The organism is Pseudacidovorax sp. DMC4 (assembly GCF_056314265.1).
Genome location: NZ_JBQUYR010000004.1, coordinates 80996 through 102097 on the forward strand (window position 1 = coordinate 80996; position 21102 = coordinate 102097).

Here is a 21102-nt window from a genome sequence, read left to right on the forward strand (position 1 = left end):
TTGCCCCGGGGCAACGCATGATGAGGAGTGTTAAGCGTCCAGCAGGATGCGCAGCATGCGGCGCAATGGTTCCGCCGCGCCCCAGAGCAGCTGGTCGCCGATGGTAAAGGCGCCCAGGTACTCGGAGCCCATGGCCATCTTGCGCAGCCGGCCGACCGGGATCGTCATGGTGCCGGTCACGGCCACGGGCGTCAGGTCCTTGAGGGTGGCTTCGCGCGTGTTGGGCACCACCTTCACCCAGGCGTTGTCGGCCGCGATCATGGCCTCGATGTCGGCCAGCGGCACGTCCTTCTTGAGCTTGAATGTCAGGGCCTGGCTGTGGCAGCGCATGGCGCCCACGCGCACGCAGAAGCCGTCGACCGGCACGGCGGGGCTGCCGAAGCCCTCGCCCTGGCCGAGGATCTTGTTGGTCTCGGCCATGCCCTTCCATTCTTCCTTGGACATGCCGTCGCCCAGGTCCTTGTCGATCCAGGGGATCAGCGAGCCGCCCAGGGGCACGCCGAAGTTGGCCGTCTCTTCGCCCGAGAGGCTGCGCTGCCTGGCGATGACCTGGCGGTCGATCTCGAGGATGGCGCTCTTGGGGTCGTCCAGCAGGGCCTTCACTTCCGAGTAGAGCGTGCCGTACTGCGTGAGCAACTCGCGCATGTGCTGCGCACCGCCGCCCGATGCGGCCTGGTAGGTCTGCGTGCTCATCCACTCGACCAGGCCGGCCTTGTAGAGCGCGCCCACGCCCATCAGCATGCAGCTGACGGTGCAGTTGCCGCCGATCCAGTTGCGGCCGCCATCGGACAGGGCGTTCTTGATGACCGGCATGTTGACCGGGTCCAGCACGATGACCGCGTCGTCCTTCATGCGCAGGGTGGAGGCGGCGTCGATCCAATGTCCGTTCCAGCCGGCGGCGCGCAGCTTCGGGAAGACTTCGGTGGTGTAGTCGCCGCCCTGGGCCGTGATGATGATCTCGCAGCGCTTGAGCTGCTCGATGTCGAAGGCGTCCTGCAGCGTGGTCTCGTTCTTGGCCATGGCGGGCGCCTTGCCGCCGGCATTCGAGGTGGAGAAGAACAGCGGCTCGATCAGGTCGAAATCCTTCTCGGCCACCATGCGGTCCATCAGAACCGAGCCGACCATGCCGCGCCAGCCGACCAAACCTACCAACTTGCTCATTTCAAAAGCCCTTTCAGAGTCATACAAAGAAGACCGCGGCGAAGGGGCTGGCCCGCCTGGCTCGTCCGGGGCCAGGGGGAAGGCACGCGCGACGAACCAGGCTGGGTCAGCCCTTAATGGTCGTCGTGGTTTTGGTGATGGATGCGCGCGCGGTGCTGGCCAGGGCGGCAGGCACGGTGTTCAGGGCGAACGGGCGGGCGACAAACATGGGGCGCGATTGTAGCCGGCATCGGCGCAGTCCTACATGCAAAACGGCCCGACAGGGCCGCTTTGCAGTGGGTGTCGCGTGCGCCCGACGGGCGCAGCGTTCACACCTTTTCAGGCCAGGGCCTTCAGAACGGCATCGCCCATTTCCCGCGTGCCAACCTTGGTGGTGCCCTCGCTCCAGATGTCGGGCGTACGCAGGCCCTGCGCCAGCACGGCCTTGACGGCGACCTCGATGCGCTGGGCGGCCTCTTCCTGGTTGAGGGAGAAGCGCAGCATCATCGCGGCGCTCAGGATGGTGGCCAGCGGATTGGCCACGCCCTTGCCGGCGATGTCGGGGGCGCTGCCGTGGCTGGGCTCGTACAGGCCCTGGTTGCTGTCGTTCAGGCTGGCCGAGGGCAACATGCCGATGGAGCCGGTCAGCATCGAGGCCTCGTCCGAGAGGATGTCGCCGAACATGTTGCCGGTCACGATCACGTCGAAGGCCTTGGGCTTCTTGACGAGTTGCATGGCGGCGTTGTCGACGTACATGTGCTCCAGCTCGACGTCCGGATAGTCCTTGTGCACCTCGGTGACCACGTCCTTCCAGAACTGGAAAGTCTCCAGCACATTGGCCTTGTCCACGCTGGTGACGCGCTTGTTGCGCTTGCGGGCGGCCTCGAAGGCCACGCGGGCAATGCGCTCGATTTCGGGGCGCGAGTAGCGCATGGTGTCGAAGGCCTCGTCGGCGCCGGGGAAGTGGCCGTCGGTGGCCACGCGTTTGCCGCGCGGCTGGCCGAAGTAGATGTCGCCGGTCAGCTCGCGGATGATGAGGATGTCCAGGCCTGCGACCAGTTCGGGCTTGAGGCTGGAGGCATGCGTCAGCTGTTCGTAGCAGATGGCGGGACGGAAGTTGGCGAACAGCCCCAGATTCTTGCGCAGGCCCAGGATGGCCTGCTCGGGACGCAGCGGCCGGTCCAGCTTGTCGTATTTCCAGTCGCCGACGGCGCCGAAGAGCACCGCATCGGCTTCCTTGGCCAGCTTGAGCGTGGCCTCGGGCAGCGGATGGCCGTGGGCCTCGTAGGCGGCGCCGCCGACCAGGGCGGTCTCCATCTCGAACTTGAGGTTCAGCGCGTCCAGCACGCGCACGGCCTCCGCGACGATTTCGGTGCCAATGCCGTCGCCGGGCAGAACTGCGATCTTCATAAGTGGTGTTTGGTTGAAAGTGAAATGGGTCAGGCCAGCATTTGATGCGCGAGCCAGGGCTTGGCCGCCAGCCGCTCGGCCTCGAAGGCCTTGATCTTGTCCTTGTGGCGCAGCGTCAGGCCGATGTCGTCCAGGCCGTTCATCAGGCAGTAGCGGCGGAAGGGCTGCACCTCGAAGGGGATCTCCTCGCCATCGGGCTTGACGACGACCTGGCAATCCAGGTCGACGGTCAGCTCGTAACCCGGGAAGGCGAACACCTCATCGAACAGCTTCGCCACGGTGGCCTCCGGCAGCACGATGGGCAGCAGGCCGTTCTTGAAGCTGTTGTTGAAGAAGATGTCGGCGAAGCTGGGCGCGAGGATGGCGCGGAAGCCGTACTGGTCCAGTGCCCACGGCGCATGCTCGCGGCTGGAGCCGCAACCGAAGTTCTTGCGCGCCAGCAGCACCGAGGCGCCTCGGTAACGCGGCTGGTTCAGCACGAAGTCGGGGTTGGGCTTGCGGCTGGCCGGATCCATGCCGGGTTCGCCATGGTCCAGGTAGCGCCACTCGTCGAACAGGTTGGGGCCGAAGCCGGTGCGCTTGATCGACTTGAGGAACTGCTTGGGGATGATGGCGTCGGTGTCGACGTTCTCGCGATCCATCGGGGCCACGAGGCCCTTGTGCACGGTGAATTTCTGCATGGTGTCTGCTCCCTGGCTCAGGCGATGGTGCGGATGTCGACGAAGTGGCCACGGATGGCGGCGGCGGCGGCCATGGCCGGGCTCACCAGGTGGGTGCGCCCGCCGGCGCCCTGACGGCCTTCGAAGTTGCGGTTGCTGGTGGAGGCGCAGCGCTCGCCCGGCTCCAGCCGGTCGGCGTTCATGGCCAGGCACATCGAGCAGCCGGGCTCGCGCCATTCGAAGCCGGCGGCCTTGAAAACCTCGTGCAGGCCTTCGCGCTCGGCCTGTTCCTTCACCAGGCCGGAGCCGGGCACGACCATCGCCACCTTGATGTTCTTGGCCACCTTCTGGCCGAGCTTCTTGACCACCGTGGCGGCCTCGCGCATGTCCTCGATGCGGCTGTTGGTGCAGCTGCCGATGAACACCTTGTCCACGAAGATGTCGTTCATCGCCTTGTTGGGCTCGAGGCCCATGTAGGCCAGGGCACGCTCGATGGCGCCGCGCTTGTTGGCGTCCTTCTCCTTGTCCGGGTCGGGCACGCGGCCGTCGATGGGCAGCACCATCTCGGGCGAGGTGCCCCAGGTGACCTGCGGCTTGATCTCGGCGGCATTGAGCTCGACCACGGTGTCGAATTTCGCGTCGGGGTCGGAATGCAGCGTCTTCCAGTAGGCGACGGCCTGGTCCCATTCCACGCCGGTGGGCGCCAGCGGGCGGTTCTTCACGTAGTCGATGGTCTTCTGGTCCACCGCCACGAGGCCAGCGCGCGCGCCGCCTTCGATGGCCATGTTGCAGACCGTCATGCGGCCTTCCATGGACAGGTCGCGGATGGCGGAGCCGGCGAACTCGATGGTGTAGCCCGTGCCGCCCGCCGTGCCGATCTTGCCGATGATGGCCAGCACGATGTCCTTGGCCGTGCAGCCCAGCGGCAGCTTGCCCTCGACCTTGACCAGCATGTTCTTGGCCTTCTTGGCCAGAAGGGTCTGCGTGGCCATCACATGCTCGACCTCGCTGGTGCCGATGCCGTGGGCCAGCGCGCCGAAGGCGCCGTGGGTGGAGGTGTGGCTGTCGCCGCATACGACGGTCATGCCCGGCAGCGTGGCGCCGTTCTCGGGGCCGATCACGTGCACGATGCCCTGGCGCTTGGACAGGAAGGGGAAGAAGGCGGCGGCGCCGAATTCCTCGATGTTGGTGTTCAGCGTGGTGACCTGTTCCTTGCTGATCGGATCGGCGATGCCGTCGTAGCCGCGTTCCCAGCCGGTGGTGGGCGTGTTGTGGTCGGCCGTGGCCACCACCGAGCTGACGCGCCACAGCTTGCGGCCGGTCTGGCGCAGGCCTTCGAAGGCCTGCGGGCTGGTCACTTCGTGCACCAGGTGCCGGTCGATGTAGAGGACGGCGGTGCCGTCTTCCTCGGTGTGGACGACGTGCTCGTCCCAGATCTTGTCGTAGAGCGTGCGGGCCATGGGGTCTCGTCTTTCGTGGGGGATCGGGGTTGGTATTCGGGAGGTCTCACAAGGTGTGAATGAATCCGGCGTGGCCGAGCGGGCTGCGAAAACGCTCCCAATCAAGGAGCAAAGCGCAGCCATAGCTCGGGCTATGGCGAGCATTTGCAACGCGGAGTGGGCGTGTTTTGGCAGGACGGGCGGGCATGTCGGGTTCGTTCACACCTTGTCAGGCGTCGTCCGCGTCGGCGGGCACCTGTGCGGCTTCTGCCTGCTGCAGGTGCTGAACCAGCGTGCGCGCCGCCACTGGCAGGGTGGAGAAGTCGCGGGCCACCAGGCGGATCTCGCGGTGCGCCCAGTCGTCGCTGAGGTCCACTGCGGCCAGCCGGCGGCCGATGCCCGCCTGCATGAGCTCGAAGGCGCGGCGTGGCATCACGCCTACGCCCAGCCCGTTGTCGATCATGCGGCACATGGCGTCCAGCCCGGTGACGTGGATGCGCAGCCGCACGCTGCGGCCCTCGGCGGTGGCGGCCTGGTACATCGCGCGGTAGATGGAGCTGTGGGTGTGAAGGCCCACGTGGTCCTCGTCCAGCGTCTGGGCGAAGCCGACGCAGGGCTGCGCGGCCAGGGGATGCTGCTGCGGCAGCACGAGTGCCAATTGGTCGCGCCGGTAAGGCAGGGTCTGCAACTCGCCCGCATCGTCCTCGGGCACATGGCAGATGCCCAGATCGGCCGCTCCGGCCTGCACCGCGCGCACCACCTCGTGGCTGAGGTGTTCTTCCAGATCGATCTTGATGCCTTCGTGAAGCCGGGCGAAGGCGCCCAGATCCTCGGGCAAGTACTGCACGATGGCGGAGATGTTGGCATGCACCCGCACATGGCCGCGCACGCCCTCGGCGTACTCGGAGAGCTCGCCCTGCATCTTCTCCAGGCTGTAGAGCATGGCGCGGGCGTGGTGCAGAAGGCTTTCGCCAGCGGGCGTCAGGTCCACCCCTCGGGCATGGCGGTAGAGCAGGCTGATGCCGAGTGTGGATTCGAGGTCGGACAGCCGCTTGCTGATGGCCGATGCCGCGATGAACTCGCGCTCGGCCGCACGGCCGATGCTGCCCAGCTCGCACACGGCCACGAAGAGCTGCAGCGACGTCAGGTCGATGCGGCGCGCAAAACTGCGTTCGAGGGTGAGCGGGGCGGGCGAGGTCATCACGATCCACGAGGGGAGGCGTGATTTTCCTATGGTTTGTCCATGCTAGTCATCGCGGATGGCGATGGGGTGGCTGGCAAGGCGCGAACCCGTTGTGCCCCGTCGCGCCATGACGGTCGCGGGGTGCCAAGAAAAACGGCCCACGAGGGGCCGTCCGGTGGTGTGGAGCGGCAATGCCGCCCACGGTCACTGTCGCTTCTTTGCAGAATCTTCGATCTTTTCGCCAGCCTTTTGGACGTCCTGGCCCGCACCCTTGAAGGTGTTGCAGCCGGCCAGCGGCACGGAGACGGCGAAAGTGATGGCGAGCAGGGCGGCGAGTTTCTTCATGGGACGTTTCCTTCCTCTTCGTGGACGATGTGGATGTCGGAGGTCACCCTCCGCAGCGCAATGTGACGACCAGGAAGTCAGGCGGATGTCAGTCAAGACGCAAAAAGGCCGCCCGAAGGCGGCCTATGCATTGCAGGCGGGCACCTCGCGGCACCTGCATGCGGGCGGCGTTCAGCGCTGGGCGATCGGCTTCACGTCGCGCTTGTCGGCGCCGGTGAAGAGCTGACGCGGACGGCCGATCTTGTACTCGGGGTCGCTGATCATTTCGTTCAGCTGCGCGATCCAGCCCACCGTGCGGGCCAGCGCGAAGATGCCGGTGAACAGGTTGACCGGGATGCCGATGGCGCGCTGCACGATGCCGGAGTAGAAGTCGACGTTCGGGTAGAGCTTGCGCTGCACGAAGTAGTCGTCTTCCAAGGCGATCTTTTCCAGCTGCTTCGCCAGGGCGAACAGCGGGTCCTTCTCCAGGCCCAGCTCGGACAGGACCTCGTTGCAGGTTTCCTGCATCAGCTTGGCGCGCGGGTCGTAGTTCTTGTACACGCGGTGGCCGAAGCCCATCAGCTTGACGCCGGAGTTCTTGTCCTTGACCTTCTCCATGAACTCGCCAACCTTGGAAACACCGCCATTGCGCTGGATGTCTTCCAGCATATTCAGGCAGGCCTCGTTGGCACCGCCGTGGGCGGGGCCCCACAGGCAGGCCACGCCGGCCGCGATGGCGGCGAACGGGTTGGTGCCCGAGCTGCCGCACAGGCGCACGGTGGAGGTCGACGCGTTCTGCTCGTGGTCCGCGTGCAGGATGAAGATGCGGTCGATGGCGCGCTCGATGACCGGGTTGACCTTGTACTCTTCGCACGGCGTGCCGAACATCATGCGCAGGAAGTTGCCTGAGTAGCTCAGGTCGTTCTTCGGATACATGTACGGCTGGCCGGTGCCGTACTTGTAGGCCATGGCGACCAGCGTGGGCATCTTGGCGATCAGGCGGATGGCCGCGATCTCGCGATGCTCGGGGTTATTGATGTCGGTGCTGTCGTGATAGAAGGCCGACAGGGCGCCCACCAAGCCGGTCAGCACGGCCATCGGGTGCGCGTCGCGGCGGAAGCCACGCAGGAAGAACTGCATCTGCTCGTTCACCATCGTGTGGCGCGTCACCGTGTCGGTGAACTCGGCCTTCTGCGATTCGTTGGGCAGTTCGCCGTTGAGCAGCAGGTAGCAGGTTTCCAGGAAGTCGCAGTTCACCGCCAGCTGCTCGATGGGGTAGCCGCGGTACAGCAGCTCGCCCTTGTCGCCGTCGATGTACGTGATGGCCGACTGGCACGACGCCGTGGACAGGAAGCCCGGGTCGTAGGTGAACATGCCCGTCTGCGCGTACAGCTTGCGGATGTCGATGACGTCCGGACCGACCGTGCCCTTGTAGATCGGCAGATCGATGGCTTGATCGCCATTGCTGAACGCGAGCGTGGCCTTGATGTCGGAGGCTTTCATGTCGACTTTCTCTTGAGAAGGTGGAGGAAATGGGGAGGGTGGCGAAGGATCGGATGGAGCGGCTCAGGCCGCGAGCCGGTCGCCCGGGGGGCGCATCAGCTCCAGCACCGCCGCCACCTCGGCCCCGGCCCATGCGGGCTCGGGCTCCTTTCGGCGCAGCAGAAGGTCGAGCAGGTCGTTGTCCGGCAGGTCCATCAGGGTTTCGATCGCCTGGGCCTGGGCCCGGGTCAAGCCAGAACCATGCCGCTCGAAGAAGCGGGTGATGAAGATGTCGTTCTCCAGCAACCCGCGTCGGCAACGCCACTGCAGCCGGGCCAGGGCGCGCTCGTCGAGTCGTTCGTCGGATGCGCCCGGGGCTGGCTGCGATTGCGGCATGGCGTGTCGTCTCCGTTGCTTCGTTCGGCCAGGATCAGATGGCGCGACGCACCATCAGCTCCTTGATCTTGCCGATCGCCTTGGTGGGATTCAGGTGCTTGGGGCACACGTCCACGCAGTTCATGATCGTGTGGCAGCGGAACAGGCGGTACGGGTCTTCGAGGTTGTCGAGCCGTTCGCCGGTGGCTTCGTCGCGGCTGTCGGCGATGAAGCGGTAGGCCTGCAGCAGGCCGGCCGGGCCGACGAACTTGTCGGGGTTCCACCAGAAGCTCGGGCAGCTGGTGGAGCAGCTCGCGCACAAGATGCACTCGTACAGGCCGTTGAGCTCTTCACGCTCCTCGGGCGACTGCAGCCGCTCGCGCTCGGGCGCCAGGCCCTCGGTGATCAGGTACGGCTTGATCGAGTGGTACTGCTTGAAGAACTGGGTCATGTCCACGATCAGGTCGCGGATGACCGGCAGCCCCGGCAGCGGCTTGAGCACGATGGTGCCCTTGAGCGTGTTCATGTTGGTCAGACACGCCAGGCCGTTCTTGCCGTTGATGTTCATCGCGTCCGAGCCGCACACGCCTTCGCGGCAGGAGCGGCGGAAGGCGATGCTCGGATCCTGGGCCTTGAGCTTGACCAAGGCGTCCAGCAGCATGCGCTCGTGGCCGTCGAGTTCGATCTCGACGGTCTGCATGTAGGGCTTGGCGTCCTTGTCCGGGTCGTAGCGGTAGATCTGGAATGTGCGCTTCATGTCGGTGTCTCGTGGGGTTGCGGCGATGTCAGAACGTGCGGACCTTCGGCGGCACGCTGTCGACGGTCAGCGGCTTGAGGTTGACCGGCTTGTAGGTCAGGTTGTTGCCCGCGCTGTGCCACAGCGTGTGCTTCATCCATTCCTTGTCGTTGCGGCCCAGCGGGAACTCCGGATGGTCGGCCGGGTGCTCGTAGTCGTCCACCGTATGGGCGCCGCGGCATTCCTTGCGGGCAGCGGCCGAGACCATCGTGGCCTGGGCCACTTCGATCAGGTTGTCGACTTCGAGCGCTTCCATGCGCGCGGTGTTCCACACCATGGACTTGTCCTTCAGCGTCACCGAAGGAACGCGGCTGCGCAGGTCGGCCACCTTGACCACGCCTTCGTCCATGCTGGCCTGGGTGCGGAACACGCCGGCGTGCTGCTGCATGGTGGCGCGGATGTCGTTGGCGATGTCCTGCGCGTAGATGCCGTCGTTGGAGTCCTGCAACTGGTTCAGGCGCGCCAGGGTGCGGTCGGCGCCGTCGGCCGGCAGGGGCTTGTGCTCGCCGCTGTTCTTGACGAAGTCGACGATGTGCTTGCCGGCCGACTTGCCGAACACCAGCAGGTCCAGCAGCGAGTTGGTGCCGAGGCGGTTGGCGCCGTGCACCGACACGCAGGAGCATTCGCCCACCGCGTACAGGCCGCCCACGACCTGGTTGTGCACCTCGCCGTTCTGCACCACCACCTGGCCGTTGATGTTGGTCGGGATTCCGCCCATCTGGTAATGGATGGTGGGCACGACCGGGATCGGCTCCTTGGTGATGTCGACGTTGGCGAAGTTGTGGCCGATCTCTTCCACCGAAGGCAGGCGCTTGCGGATGGTGTCGGCGCCCAGGTGGTCGAGCTTCATCAGGATGTAGTCCTTGTTGGGACCGCAGCCGCGACCTTCCTTGATCTCCTGGTCCATCGAACGCGAGACGAAGTCGCGCGGGGCCAGGTCCTTCAGCGTGGGCGCGTAGCGCTCCATGAAGCGCTCACCATTGCTGTTGAGCAGGATGGCGCCTTCGCCGCGGCAGCCTTCGGTCAGCAGCACGCCTGCGCCGGCCACGCCGGTGGGGTGGAACTGCCAGAACTCCATGTCCTGCAGCGGGATGCCGGCGCGCGCCGCCATGCCCAGGCCGTCGCCGGTGTTGATGAAGGCATTGGTCGACGCGGCAAAGATGCGGCCCGCGCCGCCGGTGGCCAGCAGCACGGCCTTGGCCTGCAGCACGAACAGGTCGCCGGTTTCCAGCTCGATGGCGGTGACACCCACCACGTCGCCGTCGGCGTCGCGGATCAGGTCCAGGGCCATCCACTCGACGAAGAAGTTCGTCTTGGCCTTCACGTTCTGCTGGTACAGCGTGTGCAGCATGGCGTGGCCGGTGCGGTCGGCCGCGGCGCAGGCGCGCTGCACGGGCTTCTCGCCGTAGTTGGCGGTGTGGCCGCCGAAGGGGCGCTGGTAGATCGTGCCGTCCGGATTGCGGTCGAAGGGCATGCCGAAGTGTTCGAGCTCGATGACGACCTTCGGTGCTTCACGGCACATGAACTCGATGGCGTCCTGGTCGCCCAGCCAGTCAGAACCCTTGATGGTGTCGTAGAAGTGGTAGTGCCAGTTGTCCTCGGACATGTTGCCGAGCGAGGCCGACACGCCGCCCTGCGCCGCCACGGTGTGCGAGCGGGTCGGGAAGACCTTGGACAGCGAGGCCACGTTCAGGCCGGCGCGCGAGAGCTCGAGCGCGGCACGCATGCCGGAACCGCCGGCGCCGACGATGACGACGTCGAACTTGCGCGTCGCGATTTTTGCTTTGGTGTACGACATGGGCTCAGATCCTCCAGAGCACTTGAATCGCCCAGCCGGCACAACCCACGAGCCAGACGATGGTGAAGATTTGCATGAACAGACGGATGCCGACGGGCTGGACGTAGTCCATCCACACGTCGCGCATGCCCACCCATACGTGCCAGAGGAGCGCGGCGATCACTGCGAAGGTCAGGACCTTCATCCATTGCGGGGCAAAGATGCCTGCCCACTGGTCGTAGCCGACGGGGCCGCGCGTGAGGAGAACCTGCGCCAGGACGACGATGGTGAAGACCGCCATCAGCGCGCCGGTGACGCGTTGCGAGAGCCAGTCGCGCAGGCCGTAGTGCGCGCCGACGACGGTGCGCTTGGAGCCGTAATTCACTGCCATGGTGTTGTGTGCCTTCTTCTTGTGATCAGTACAGGCCGAACAGCTTGGCGCCAAGCGCCAGTGTCAGGAGGATGCTGATGGCCAGGACGACGATGGCGGAGGTCTTGCCGAACTCCTTGGTCACGGCCGCATGGCTGACGTCCATCCAGAGATGGCGCAGGCCCGCGCAGAAGTGGTGCAGGTAGCCCCAGATCAGAGCCAGGGCCACGAGCTTCAGGAACCATCCCGGCAAAAAACCAAGGCCGCTGTCGAAGGCGGCCTTGAACTTGGCATAGGAGATTTCCGAAGAGACGGAGGTGTCGAACATCCAGATGATGAAGGGCATCAGCAGGAACATCAGCACGCCGCTGACACGGTGCAGGATGGACACGATGCCCGCCGGCGGAAGCCGGTAGCCCGTGAGATCCGTGACCACGTTGATGTTGCGGAATTCGCGGCGCGGCGGCCTGGTCTTGGAAGCTAGCTCTGTCATGGGGAGGTTCTTTCTGGGAGGTCGATAGGGCGACTCGTGTCAGGACGTTTATGCAGGCAACTCAAAATTCTATTGCAATGCACCATGTTGCATGGGCTGTCTCTGAAGCTTTCTGTCGCCTTGCTCTGTTGCTATATTTTTTGGAGCAACATCGTTTCTGCCCATCAGTGTCGGAGGGGGCAGCGGGCTAGCCGAGGTCATTGCGATAGTGGTGCGTGTCGGTGCGGTACAGGCCGCGGCGCAGCTCCATCGGCGCATCGTGATACGTGTGGGCGATGCGTTCCACCGAGAGCAGCGGCGTCTGCAGTGTCACCTGAAGCAGCGAAGCCTGCTCGGCATCGGGGAGAACGGCGCGCAGCTTCTCCTCTGCCCGCACCATGCGGACGCCGAACTCGGTCTCGAACATCTCGTACATGGGGCCGCGCCACTCGGCCAGACGTTCCGCCGTGAGTCCCTTGAAGGGCGCGCCGGGCAGCCAGAGGTCTTCGAGGATCGTGGGAACGCCGGCATAGGCCAGCACGCGGCGTACCTGCAACACGGCGTCGCCCGCGCGCAAGGCCAGCGCCCGCGCGACCTCGGCGCTCGCGCGCACCCTTCTGCAGTCCACGATGGTGCGTTCTGCGGGGCCCTCGCTGGTGGGGCTTCCCTGGTCGGGCACCAGCTTGAGGAAGCGGTATTGCACCTGCTGCTCTGCATGAGTGGCGACGAAGGTGCCCTTGCCCTGCCGGCGGACCAGCAGGTTGTCGGCCGCCAGCTCGTCGATGGCCTTGCGCACCGTGCCCTGGCTCACACGAAAGCGGGCGGCAAGTTCGATCTCGCTGGGGATCGGCTCACCCGGCTTCCATTCCCCCGCCTGCAGGCTCTGCAGGATCAAGGCCCGTATCTGCTGGTACAGCGGGCTGAAGGAAGGCGTGCCGGCATCCGCGGCGGGTGGGGAGGACATGGGTGGGGTGTGCAAGACGGGCATCGCGAAGCGTGCCAAGTCCCACATCTTATATAAGACATAAGACGTGCGCCATGGAATCGGCCTAGAATGAGCGGTTGTTTCCTGCCCCGGGTCGATTGGCGGTGCCGGTCGATGTGCAGATTCCTGCAGGCAGGGCTCACACGGCACGTTCCGTTTCCTTTCTCTTCGTCTGGAGTCTTCCCATGAGCAAAAAGCCCGTTCGCGTCGCCGTCACCGGCGCCGCCGGCCAAATCGGTTACGCCCTCCTGTTCCGCATCGCCTCGGGCGAGATGCTCGGCAAGGACCAGCCGGTCATCCTGCAACTGCTGGAAATCCCCGACGAGAAGGCCCAGAAGGCGCTCAAGGGCGTGATCATGGAGCTGGAAGACTGCGCCTTCCCGCTGCTGGCCGGCGTGATCCCCACCGGTGACCCGGAAGTCGCCTTCAAGGACGCCGACTACGCCCTGCTGGTGGGTGCGCGCCCCCGCGGTCCTGGCATGGAGCGCGCCGACCTGCTGGCCGCCAACGCCCAGATCTTCACCGCCCAGGGCAAGGCCCTGGACAAGGTCGCCAGCCGCGACGTCAAGGTGCTGGTGGTCGGCAACCCCGCCAACACCAACGCCTACATCGCCATGAAGAGCGCGCCCAGCCTGCCGCGCGAGAACTTCACCGCCATGCTGCGCCTGGACCACAACCGCGCCGCCAGCCAGATCGCCGCCAAGACTGGTGGCCAGGTCGGCGAGATCGAGAAGCTGACCGTGTGGGGCAACCACTCGCCCACCATGTACGCCGACTATCGCTTTGCCACCATCGGCGGCAAGAGCGTCAAGGACGCCATCAACGACCAGGTCTGGAACGCCGACGTGTTCCTGCCCACCGTGGGCAAGCGCGGCGCCGCCATCATCGATGCGCGCGGTCTGTCGTCGGCTGCTTCGGCGGCCAACGCCGCCATCGACCACATGCGCGACTGGGCCCTGGGCTCGCAGGGCAAGTGGGTCACCATGGGCGTGCCCTCCAACGGCGAATACGGCATCCCCAAGGACGTGATCTTCGGCTTCCCGGTCACCACCGAGAACGGCAAGTACAAGATCGTCGAAGGCCTGGAGATCGACGCCTTCTCGCAAGAGCGCATCAACAAGACCCTGGCCGAACTGCAGGGCGAGCAGGACGGCGTCAAGCACCTGCTCTGAGGCCTTCCGAGGCCACGCGCGTTCCGGCCGGCTCGGCCGGGCGCGCGGCGGGAAGGGGTTCCAGCCGCCTCGCGGACCTTCTTTCCGATGGCCCGGGAACGCGGGGCCCGTTTTCCGACTCTTCCTTCGACACCATGGATTGGGATCCCGCGCTGTACCGCCGCTACGAGGATGAGCGGACTCGCCCGGCCGCCGAGTTGCTGGCGCGGGTGCCGTTGACGTGGGCGAGGCGGGTGGTCGACCTGGGTTGCGGCCCGGGCAATTCCACCGAGCTCCTGGTGCGCCGCTTCCCGGATGCCGAGGTGATCGGCGTCGACAACGCCGAATCCATGGTCGCCGCCGCGCGCCAGCGGCTGCCGCAGTCCCGCTTCGAGTTGGGCGACATCGGCACCTGGCAGCCTTCAGGCGACGCGCCCGATCTCATCTATGCCAATGCCGCCCTGCAATGGGTGCCGGGCCACGAGGAGTTGCTGCCGCGGCTCTTCTCCTCGCTGGCGCCGGGGGGCGTGCTGGCCATCCAGATGCCCGACAACCGCCAGGAGCCCACGCATCGCCTGATGCGCGAGCTGGCCGGTCGCACGCCCTGGTCCACGCACATCGGCGATGCCGACCGCGTGCGCACCGAGCTGCTGACGATCGGTGGCTATTACGACTTGCTGGCGGCCGAGGCGGCCGAGGTCGACGTCTGGCACACCGTCTATCAGCACCGCATGGCTTCTGCCGCGGCCATCGTCGAGTGGGTCAGCGGTACCGGCCTTCGCCCTTTCCTCGATCCTTTGCCAGCGGACCTGCGGGCCAGCTACCTGCAGGCCTACGAGCAGGGCGTCGACGCGGCCTATCCGGTGCGCACCGACGGCCGCCGCCTGCTGGCCTTTCCGCGCATGTTCATCGTGGCACGCCGTCCCTCATGAGTGCCGATTCCATCGCTGTACGACGCGCCGCGCACCCGGCGGAGGTACTGCTCGGCGCCCAGGCCGGCGCTATCGCGCTGCCGGTGTGCGACCACTACAGTGGCGTCGAGGCCCGCATGCGCAAGAGCCTGGCGCTGCAGGCCGAGATGGCGGCCGAATTCGGGGCCTGCGTCTTCGACGTCACGCTCGACTGCGAGGACGGGGCGCCCGTCGGCGGCGAAGTGGATCATGCCCGGCTCGTCGTCGAATTGGCCCGCAACGCTGCGCCCGGCATGCGAGTGGGCGTTCGCGTTCATCCGGTCGACCATCCTGCGTTCGAGGCCGACGTCGACACCATTGCCGGCCAGGCCGGCGACCGCCTGGCCTACCTGATGGTGCCGAAGGTGGAACGGCCGGCCGATGTGGCGCGCGCCGTGGCCGCGCTGGACGCGGCCGGCGCCTCCGGCTTGCCGCTGCATGTGCTGATCGAGTCTCCCCTGGCGGTGCACCATGCCTTCGACATCGCGGCGCATCCTCGGGTGCAGTCGCTCAGTTTCGGCCTGATGGACTTCGTCTCGGCCCATGCCGGTGCCATCCCGGCGGACGGCATGGGCGCGCAGGGCCAGTTCTCGCACCCGCTGGTCGTCCGCGCCAAGCTGGCCATCGCGAGTGCCGCCCACGCCTTTGGCAAGGTCCCGTCCCATTGCGTCGTGACCGAGTTCAACGATGCGCAGGCCATGAAGAGCGCCGCGCGCCGGGCGGCGCGGGAGTTCGGCTACACGCGGATGTGGAGCATCCATCCGAACCAGATCCGTCCCATCCTCGAGGCCTTTGCGCCGGACGAGGATCAGATTCAAATTGCTACACAAATAATAGCTTCAGCACAAGAAGCAGATTGGGCGCCCATCAGCTTTGATGGCACATTGCACGACCGCGCGAGCTACCGCCACTTCTGGCAGGTGCTGATGCGCGCACACGCCACCGGACGCACATTGCCGGGCCGCGCTGCCGGCTGGTTTGCGACCGACAACGCGTCCACCTGAACTCCGCCATCCAAGGAAGGTTCCTCTCACCATGAACAAGACCCTCGCGTTCATCACCGCTGCCGCGCTCGCGCTGCCGCTTTCCACGCTGGCCCAAACCAGCAGTACCGCCGACAAGGCCGCCACCAAGGCCAAGCCTGCCGCCAAGGCCGCGTCCAAGGACAAGGTCGTGCACGTCAAGGGCAAACAGCACCTCAAGGCCAGCGCCGTCAAGGCGGTGGAAGAGACCACGCCCGTCGCCGACGACGCCGTGCTCACCGACAACGACATCGAAGTCGCCAAGCGCGTCTTCACCGGCAAGATCCAGTGCGAACTGGGTGCCGACGTGACCGTCACGGCCGACGATGCCAAGCCCGGCTTCTTCACCGTCAGCACCAAGGGCGCCAAGTACCGCATGCACCCGGTCGAGAGCCGCACCGGCGCCATCCGCCTGGAAGACAGCCATGCCGGCGCCATGTGGCTGCAGCTGGGCAACAAGTCCATGCTGATGAACCAGAAGCAGGGCGTGCGCATGGCCGACGAATGCCAGGCTGCACCGCAGGTGGCTTTTGCCGAAGAGATGAAGAAGAACCCGCCCAAGGCGCTGTTCGAAGGCGCCGACGCACCCAAGAAGTAACCCACAGCCCGGCTGGTCACCGGCGCGGCTCTTGCTTGGAGCCCGTCGCCGTGGCCACCGTCGGCGCGCAGGCCCTGGGAGGGCTCGAACCCCTGCGGCTGCCGGCGTGAATGGATGCTGTCCGAACGTTTTCCGGAGAAAAGAAAGATGTTGCAAGCCTACGTTGACCATGTCGCCGAGCGCGCCGCGCTGGGCATCCCCCCGCTTCCCCTGTCGGCCAAGCAGACCAGCGAAGTCATCGAACTTCTGAAGTCCGCCACCGCCAAGGATGGCGAATTCCTGCTGAACCTGCTGACCTATCGCGTGCCTGCCGGCGTGGACGACGCGGCCAAGGTCAAGGCCAGCTACCTCGCCGCCATCGCCCATGGCACCGAGAAGAACGCGCTCATCAGCCGTGCGCACGCCACCGAACTGCTGGGCACCATGCTGGGCGGCTACAACATCGGCCCGCTGATCGATCTGCTCAAGGACGCCGAGGTCGGCGCCGTGGCGGCCGAAGGCCTCAAGAAGACGCTGCTGATGTTCGACCAGTTCCATGACGTCAAGGAACTGGCCGATGCCGGCAATGCCAACGCCAAGGCGGTGCTGCAGAGCTGGGCCGACGCGGAATGGTTCACCAGCCGGCCCGAAGTGCCCCAGAGCATCACCTTCACCGTCTTCAAGGTGCCCGGCGAGACCAACACCGACGACCTGTCGCCCGCCCCCGACGCCACCACCCGTCCCGACATCCCGATGCACGCCCTGGCGATGCTGAAGAACAAGCGCGATGGCGCGCCCTTCGAGCCCGAGGAAGACGGCAAGCGCGGCCCGGTCAAGTTCATCCAGGACCTGGTCTCCCGCGGCCTGCCCGTGGCCTACGTCGGCGACGTGGTCGGCACCGGCTCCTCGCGCAAGTCGGCCACCAACAGCGTGCTGTGGTGGACGGGCGAGGACATCCCCTACATCCCGAACAAGAAGTTCGGCGGCATCTGCCTGGGCACGAAGATCGCCCCGATCTTCTACAACACCATGGAAGACGCCGGCTCCCTGCCCATCGAGCTGGACGTGAGCCAGATGAACATGGGCGACACCGTCGAGCTGCGTCCCTACGAAGGCAAGGCCCTGAAGGACGGCAAGGTCATCGCAGAGTTCCAGGTCAAGAGCGACGTGCTGTTCGACGAAGTGCGCGCCGGTGGCCGCATTCCGCTGATCATCGGCCGTGGCCTCACCACCAAGGCACGCGAGGCGCTGGGCCTGCCGGCCTCCACGCTGTTCCGCCTGCCCAAGGCGCCGGTCGACACCGGCAAGGGCTTCTCGCTGGCGCAGAAGATGGTCGGCCGCGCCTGCGGCCTGCCCGAAGGCCAGGGCATCCGCCCGGGCACCTACTGCGAGCCCAAGATGACCTCGGTCGGCTCCCAGGACACCACCGGTCCGATGACCCGCGACGAGCTGAAGGACCTGGCCTGCCTGGGCTTCTCGGCCGATCTGGTCATGCAGTCCTTCTGCCACACGGCCGCCTACCCCAAGAAGGTGGACGTGAAGATGCACCACGAGCTGCCCGACTTCATCAGCACCCGTGGCGGCATCTCGCTGCGCCCGGGCGACGGCGTCATTCACAGCTGGCTCAACCGCCTGCTGACGCCCGACACCGTCGGTACCGGCGGCGACTCGCACACGCGCTTCCCGATCGGCATCAGCTTCCCCGCAGGCTCCGGCCTGGTGGCCTTCGCGGCCGCCACCGGCGTGATGCCGCTGGACATGCCCGAGTCGGTGCTGGTCCGCTTCAAGGGCAAGATGCAGCCCGGCGTCACGCTGCGCGACCTGGTCAACGCCATTCCGCTCTACGCCATCAAGCAGGGCCTGCTGACGGTCGAGAAGAAGGGCAAGAAGAACATCTTCTCCGGCCGCATCCTCGAGATCGAGGGCCTGCCCGAGCTGAAGGTGGAGCAGGCCTTCGAACTGTCCGACGCCAGCGCCGAGCGCTCGGCCGCCGGCTGCACGGTGCACCTGAACAAGGAACCGATCATCGAGTACATCAACAGCAACATCACGCTGATGAAGTGGATGATCGCGGAGGGCTACGCGGATGCCCGCACGCTGCAGCGCCGCATCGACGCGCAGGAAGCCTGGCTGAAGGACCCGCAACTGCTCAAGGCCGACGCGGACGCAGAGTACGCCGCCGTGATCGAGATCGACCTGGCCGACATCCACGAGCCCATCGTGGCCTGCCCGAACGACCCGGACGACGTGAAGACGCTGTCCGACGTGGCCGGCGCCAAGATCGACGAGGTGTTCATCGGCTCGTGCATGACCAACATCGGCCACTTCCGCGCGGCGTCCAAGCTGCTGGAAGGTAAGCGCGACATCCCGGTCAAGCTGTGGATCGCACCGCCGACCAAGATGGATGCCCAGCAACTGACCGAGGAAGGTCACTACGGCGTGTTCGGCAATGCCGGTGCCCGTACCGAGATGCCGGGCTGCTCGCTGTGCATGGGCAACCAGGCCCAGGTGCGCGAAGGCGCGACGGTGATGTCGACCAGCACCCGGAACTTCCCCAACCGTCTGGGCAAGAACACCAACGTGTACCTGGGTTCGGCGGAACTGGCCTCCATCTGCTCCAAGCTGGGCCGCATTCCGACCAAGGACGAGTACATGGCGGACATCGGCGTCATCAACCAGAACGGCGACAAGATCTACCAGTACCTGAACTTCGACAAGATCGAGGACTACAAGGAAGTGGCCGACGGCGTCGCTGCCTGATCCTGATCGCCGGCCTCAGCCAGCGCATCGCCAATGCAAGGGCCCGCCTTTCGGCGGGCCCTTTTTCGTTCGTCCGGGGGCCGCAAACCTGCAGCCTCGCTGTCGTTCGGTTAAAGCCCCGTCGCGCCGAGCAGAAGCGCGCAACGGGATCAGAGATCCAGCTTCTTGTGCTCGCCCATCGAGGGCGGCGCCTTGCCGCCCATGGCGGCGCGCGCGATCTTGAGCAGCTGCGTGACCTTGCTCTCGGTCACGTCCCAGTACTCGGCCGCTTCGATACCCACAGCCAGCAGACCCAGGTTGGGATCGTCCACGCCCTTGGGGAACCAGGCCTCCGCGACCTTGTTGAAGAGCTCGCGCTTCATGGTCTCGTCATTCGAGAGCACGGCCCGGCCGGCTACCGACACATAGCTGTCGTCGTCCGGATTCGCATAGGCCACGTTCACGACCGGATCGCTGGCGACATGGCGGGCGATCTCGCCGTCGAGCGGGATGAAGAAGTACAGCGTGGCGTTCTCGTCCACCGAGCGGTTCTGCGTAGTCAGCGGGTGGCTGTGCAGCAGGCCATCGCCATGGCGGTGCGTGAGCATGCCGAAGCGCGTGTCCTTGATCAGCTCCCAGAGCTTGGCGTGGTCGTCGGTGTGAGTCATGGCGAACTTCCTTTGTCCTTCTGATGGGTGGGTGAGGCGGCGCGTCGTGTGGACGCGTGCCATGCACCGTAGAAGCCCTCCGCGGGGGCGCCTGACGCCTGCAGGCGCGTCCGCCTGTCAGCGCATGCCGACCCCGCTCGACAGCGGTGCGTCGTCTGCCAGGGCGGCAAGCGCCGCCGAGGTGGCCGCGTCGGCAGGGAAGAAGGATTCGATGGCCAGGTCCTGCAGCGTGATGTCCACCGGCGTGCCGAAGACGGTGGTGGTGCTGATGAGATTGAGCACCGCCCCGCCATGGCGAAGGCACAAGGGCACGGCGATGCCCGCGAGATCGCCATCGGCCACCGCCTCGTCCCGGGGCGCCGGCAGGGCGTAGCCGGACAACTCCTGGTGCAGCGCCTGCAGCACCGGATCGCCGGTGGCGCCGATCTGCTGGGCCAGGCGCTCCAGCAGGTGTGCCCGCCAGGCGCGCCGGTTGGTGATGCGCGGCGCCAGGCCCTGGGGATGCAGGCTCAGGCGCAGCACGTTGACCGGCGCTGCCAGCAGAAAGGGCGCGACGCCTTCGAGCAGCCGTGGCACGAGCGCATTGGCGGCCACCAGTTGCCAGTGGCGGTCCACTGCCAGTGCGGGGTAGGGCTCGTGGGCCTGCAGCAGACGGTCGACGGCCTTGCGGGCCATGGCCAGGGCCGGATCGTCGATGGGCCGTTCGCGGTACATCGGCGCATAGCCGGCGGACACCAGCCACCGGTTGCGTTCGCGCAGCGGCACCGAGAGCCGCTCGGCCAGCCGCAGCACCATGTCGCGGCTGGGCAGGGCTCGGCCCGTTTCGACACAGCTGAGGTGGCGCGTGGAGATGTCGGCCTCATGGGCCAGGTCGAGCTGGCTCATTCGCCGGTGCTGGCGCCAGTGGCGCAGATGGGCACCGAAAGACGCGTCGCTGCCCGGCGGCGGGGAGGAGTCGGGGTGGGGACTGGCGGACATGCGGCCATTCTGGCGGCCCCCTCCGCGGCCGGACCATGACCTGCCAGGTCATGGCCGCGGTGCAGCGGCGGCGGGAGGATGCGTTCGACGGGGTCCCGCGGCCCCGTCGATTCCATCCACCCTGCAAGGAGTTGCCATGTCCCCGATCCTGACCTCGCCCCGTTTTCTTTCCCGCGTGATGGGGCTGGATGCCGCGTCCTGCCTGCTCACGGGCGCCATCCAGTGCGCAGCGACCGCGCCGCTGTCCGCGCTGACCGGCCTGCCTTCGGCACTGCTTGGCTACAGCGGCCTGTTCCTGCTGGTCTATGCCGCCGCGGCGGCGTGGATGGCCAGCCGCGCCGCGCCGCCCCGCGTTCTCATCGCCCTGGTGGCCGTCGGCAATCTCGGCTGGGCGCTGGGGTGTTTGGCCTTGCTTGCCGGTGGCCGCCTGCAGCCCACGGCGCTCGGCGCGGCCTGGGTGGGGTTGCAGGCCGTGGTGGTGCTGGCACTGGCTGCTGCGCAATGGGCCGGCCTGCGCGCCACGTCGCCCCGCCGCCGGCCGGCGCTGCAAGCCTGAGCGCCTCGGTAGGAGGGGCATCCCGCTGACGTCCAGTGCCTTCAAAGCC

Annotated in this window: 21 protein-coding genes; 6 read left to right on the plus strand and 15 right to left on the minus strand. The window is 66.4% G+C overall.

The window, feature by feature from the left end; translation table 11 throughout:
• Positions 1-30: 30 nt before the first annotated feature.
• From asd to ACT54X_RS09145, 13 genes are all read right to left on the minus strand, one after another.
• Entirely contained in the window at positions 31-1161 is a 1131-nt protein-coding gene (gene asd / locus ACT54X_RS09085) for an aspartate-semialdehyde dehydrogenase (RefSeq protein WP_476346153.1), read from the minus strand.
• Positions 1162-1479: 318 nt separating this feature from the next.
• The gene (leuB, locus tag ACT54X_RS09090; RefSeq protein WP_476346155.1) at positions 1480-2550 is read right to left on the minus strand and encodes a 3-isopropylmalate dehydrogenase; all 1071 of its coding nucleotides are present in this window, start codon (positions 2548-2550) and stop codon (positions 1480-1482) included.
• Positions 2551-2579: 29 nt separating this feature from the next.
• Positions 2580-3230: a 3-isopropylmalate dehydratase small subunit gene (gene leuD / locus ACT54X_RS09095; RefSeq protein ID WP_294366963.1), complete on the minus strand. Its 651-nt coding sequence runs from the start codon at positions 3228-3230 to the stop codon at positions 2580-2582.
• 17 nt (positions 3231-3247) lie between these two features.
• Complete coding sequence (leuC, locus tag ACT54X_RS09100; RefSeq protein ID WP_294366967.1) at positions 3248-4669, minus strand: 3-isopropylmalate dehydratase large subunit; 1422 nt, start codon at positions 4667-4669, stop codon at positions 3248-3250.
• A gap of 208 nt (positions 4670-4877) precedes the next feature.
• Positions 4878-5849, minus strand: a complete 972-nt coding sequence (locus tag ACT54X_RS09105; RefSeq protein WP_294366971.1) for a LysR family transcriptional regulator — start codon at positions 5847-5849, stop codon at positions 4878-4880.
• A gap of 186 nt (positions 5850-6035) precedes the next feature.
• Positions 6036-6176 (minus strand): entericidin A/B family lipoprotein, encoded by a 141-nt coding sequence (locus ACT54X_RS09110; RefSeq protein ID WP_114802580.1) that lies wholly within the window; start codon positions 6174-6176, stop codon positions 6036-6038.
• Positions 6177-6347: 171 nt separating this feature from the next.
• Positions 6348-7658, minus strand: coding sequence for a citrate synthase (locus ACT54X_RS09115; RefSeq protein WP_294366975.1), 1311 nt, complete (start codon positions 7656-7658; stop codon positions 6348-6350).
• Between the two features lie 63 nt (positions 7659-7721).
• Positions 7722-8033: an FAD assembly factor SdhE gene (locus ACT54X_RS09120; protein WP_294366978.1), complete on the minus strand. Its 312-nt coding sequence runs from the start codon at positions 8031-8033 to the stop codon at positions 7722-7724.
• A gap of 34 nt (positions 8034-8067) precedes the next feature.
• Positions 8068-8769, minus strand: coding sequence for a succinate dehydrogenase iron-sulfur subunit (locus ACT54X_RS09125; RefSeq protein ID WP_017761520.1), 702 nt, complete (start codon positions 8767-8769; stop codon positions 8068-8070).
• A 28-nt stretch (positions 8770-8797) separates the two neighbouring features.
• A complete protein-coding gene (sdhA, locus tag ACT54X_RS09130) occupies positions 8798-10606 on the minus strand; it encodes a succinate dehydrogenase flavoprotein subunit (protein ID WP_294366993.1) in 1809 nt (602 codons plus the stop codon).
• Positions 10607-10610: 4 nt separating this feature from the next.
• Positions 10611-10976 carry a succinate dehydrogenase, hydrophobic membrane anchor protein gene (sdhD, locus tag ACT54X_RS09135; RefSeq protein WP_017761522.1) on the minus strand — a complete coding sequence of 122 codons (366 nt, stop codon included), beginning with the start codon at positions 10974-10976 and terminating at the stop codon, positions 10611-10613.
• A 25-nt stretch (positions 10977-11001) separates the two neighbouring features.
• Positions 11002-11448, minus strand: a complete 447-nt coding sequence (gene sdhC / locus ACT54X_RS09140; RefSeq protein ID WP_234196121.1) for a succinate dehydrogenase, cytochrome b556 subunit — start codon at positions 11446-11448, stop codon at positions 11002-11004.
• A gap of 187 nt (positions 11449-11635) precedes the next feature.
• Positions 11636-12391, minus strand: coding sequence for a GntR family transcriptional regulator (locus tag ACT54X_RS09145; RefSeq protein WP_234196123.1), 756 nt, complete (start codon positions 12389-12391; stop codon positions 11636-11638).
• A 206-nt stretch (positions 12392-12597) separates the two neighbouring features.
• Here ACT54X_RS09145 and ACT54X_RS09150 point away from each other — a divergent pair, with 206 nt between their 5' ends.
• The 5 genes from ACT54X_RS09150 (at position 12598) to ACT54X_RS09170 (ending at position 18872) form a co-directional block, all read left to right on the plus strand.
• Positions 12598-13584 (plus strand): malate dehydrogenase, encoded by a 987-nt coding sequence (locus tag ACT54X_RS09150; protein WP_058644257.1) that lies wholly within the window; start codon positions 12598-12600, stop codon positions 13582-13584.
• Between the two features lie 134 nt (positions 13585-13718).
• Positions 13719-14495 carry a trans-aconitate 2-methyltransferase gene (tam, locus tag ACT54X_RS09155; RefSeq protein WP_294367006.1) on the plus strand — a complete coding sequence of 259 codons (777 nt, stop codon included), beginning with the start codon at positions 13719-13721 and terminating at the stop codon, positions 14493-14495.
• Positions 14492-15517: an HpcH/HpaI aldolase/citrate lyase family protein gene (locus ACT54X_RS09160; RefSeq protein ID WP_294367009.1), complete on the plus strand. Its 1026-nt coding sequence runs from the start codon at positions 14492-14494 to the stop codon at positions 15515-15517. Before tam ends, ACT54X_RS09160 begins: the two co-directional genes overlap by 4 nt.
• Before the next feature lie 31 nt (positions 15518-15548).
• Positions 15549-16133, plus strand: a complete 585-nt coding sequence (locus ACT54X_RS09165; protein ID WP_294367012.1) for a hypothetical protein — start codon at positions 15549-15551, stop codon at positions 16131-16133.
• Positions 16134-16280: 147 nt separating this feature from the next.
• On the plus strand, positions 16281-18872 hold the full coding sequence (locus ACT54X_RS09170; protein ID WP_294367014.1) for a bifunctional aconitate hydratase 2/2-methylisocitrate dehydratase: 2592 nt from the start codon (positions 16281-16283) through the stop codon (positions 18870-18872).
• 149 nt (positions 18873-19021) lie between these two features.
• Here ACT54X_RS09170 and ACT54X_RS09175 read toward each other — a convergent pair whose 3' ends face one another.
• Complete coding sequence (locus ACT54X_RS09175) at positions 19022-19519, minus strand: pyridoxamine 5'-phosphate oxidase family protein (RefSeq protein WP_234196131.1); 498 nt, start codon at positions 19517-19519, stop codon at positions 19022-19024.
• A gap of 117 nt (positions 19520-19636) precedes the next feature.
• Positions 19637-20497 (minus strand): helix-turn-helix domain-containing protein, encoded by an 861-nt coding sequence (locus ACT54X_RS09180; RefSeq protein WP_294367020.1) that lies wholly within the window; start codon positions 20495-20497, stop codon positions 19637-19639.
• A 136-nt stretch (positions 20498-20633) separates the two neighbouring features.
• Between ACT54X_RS09180 and ACT54X_RS09185 the strand changes: the two genes are divergently transcribed.
• Entirely contained in the window at positions 20634-21053 is a 420-nt protein-coding gene (locus ACT54X_RS09185; RefSeq protein ID WP_294367022.1) for a hypothetical protein, read from the plus strand.
• Positions 21054-21102 lie beyond the last annotated feature (49 nt).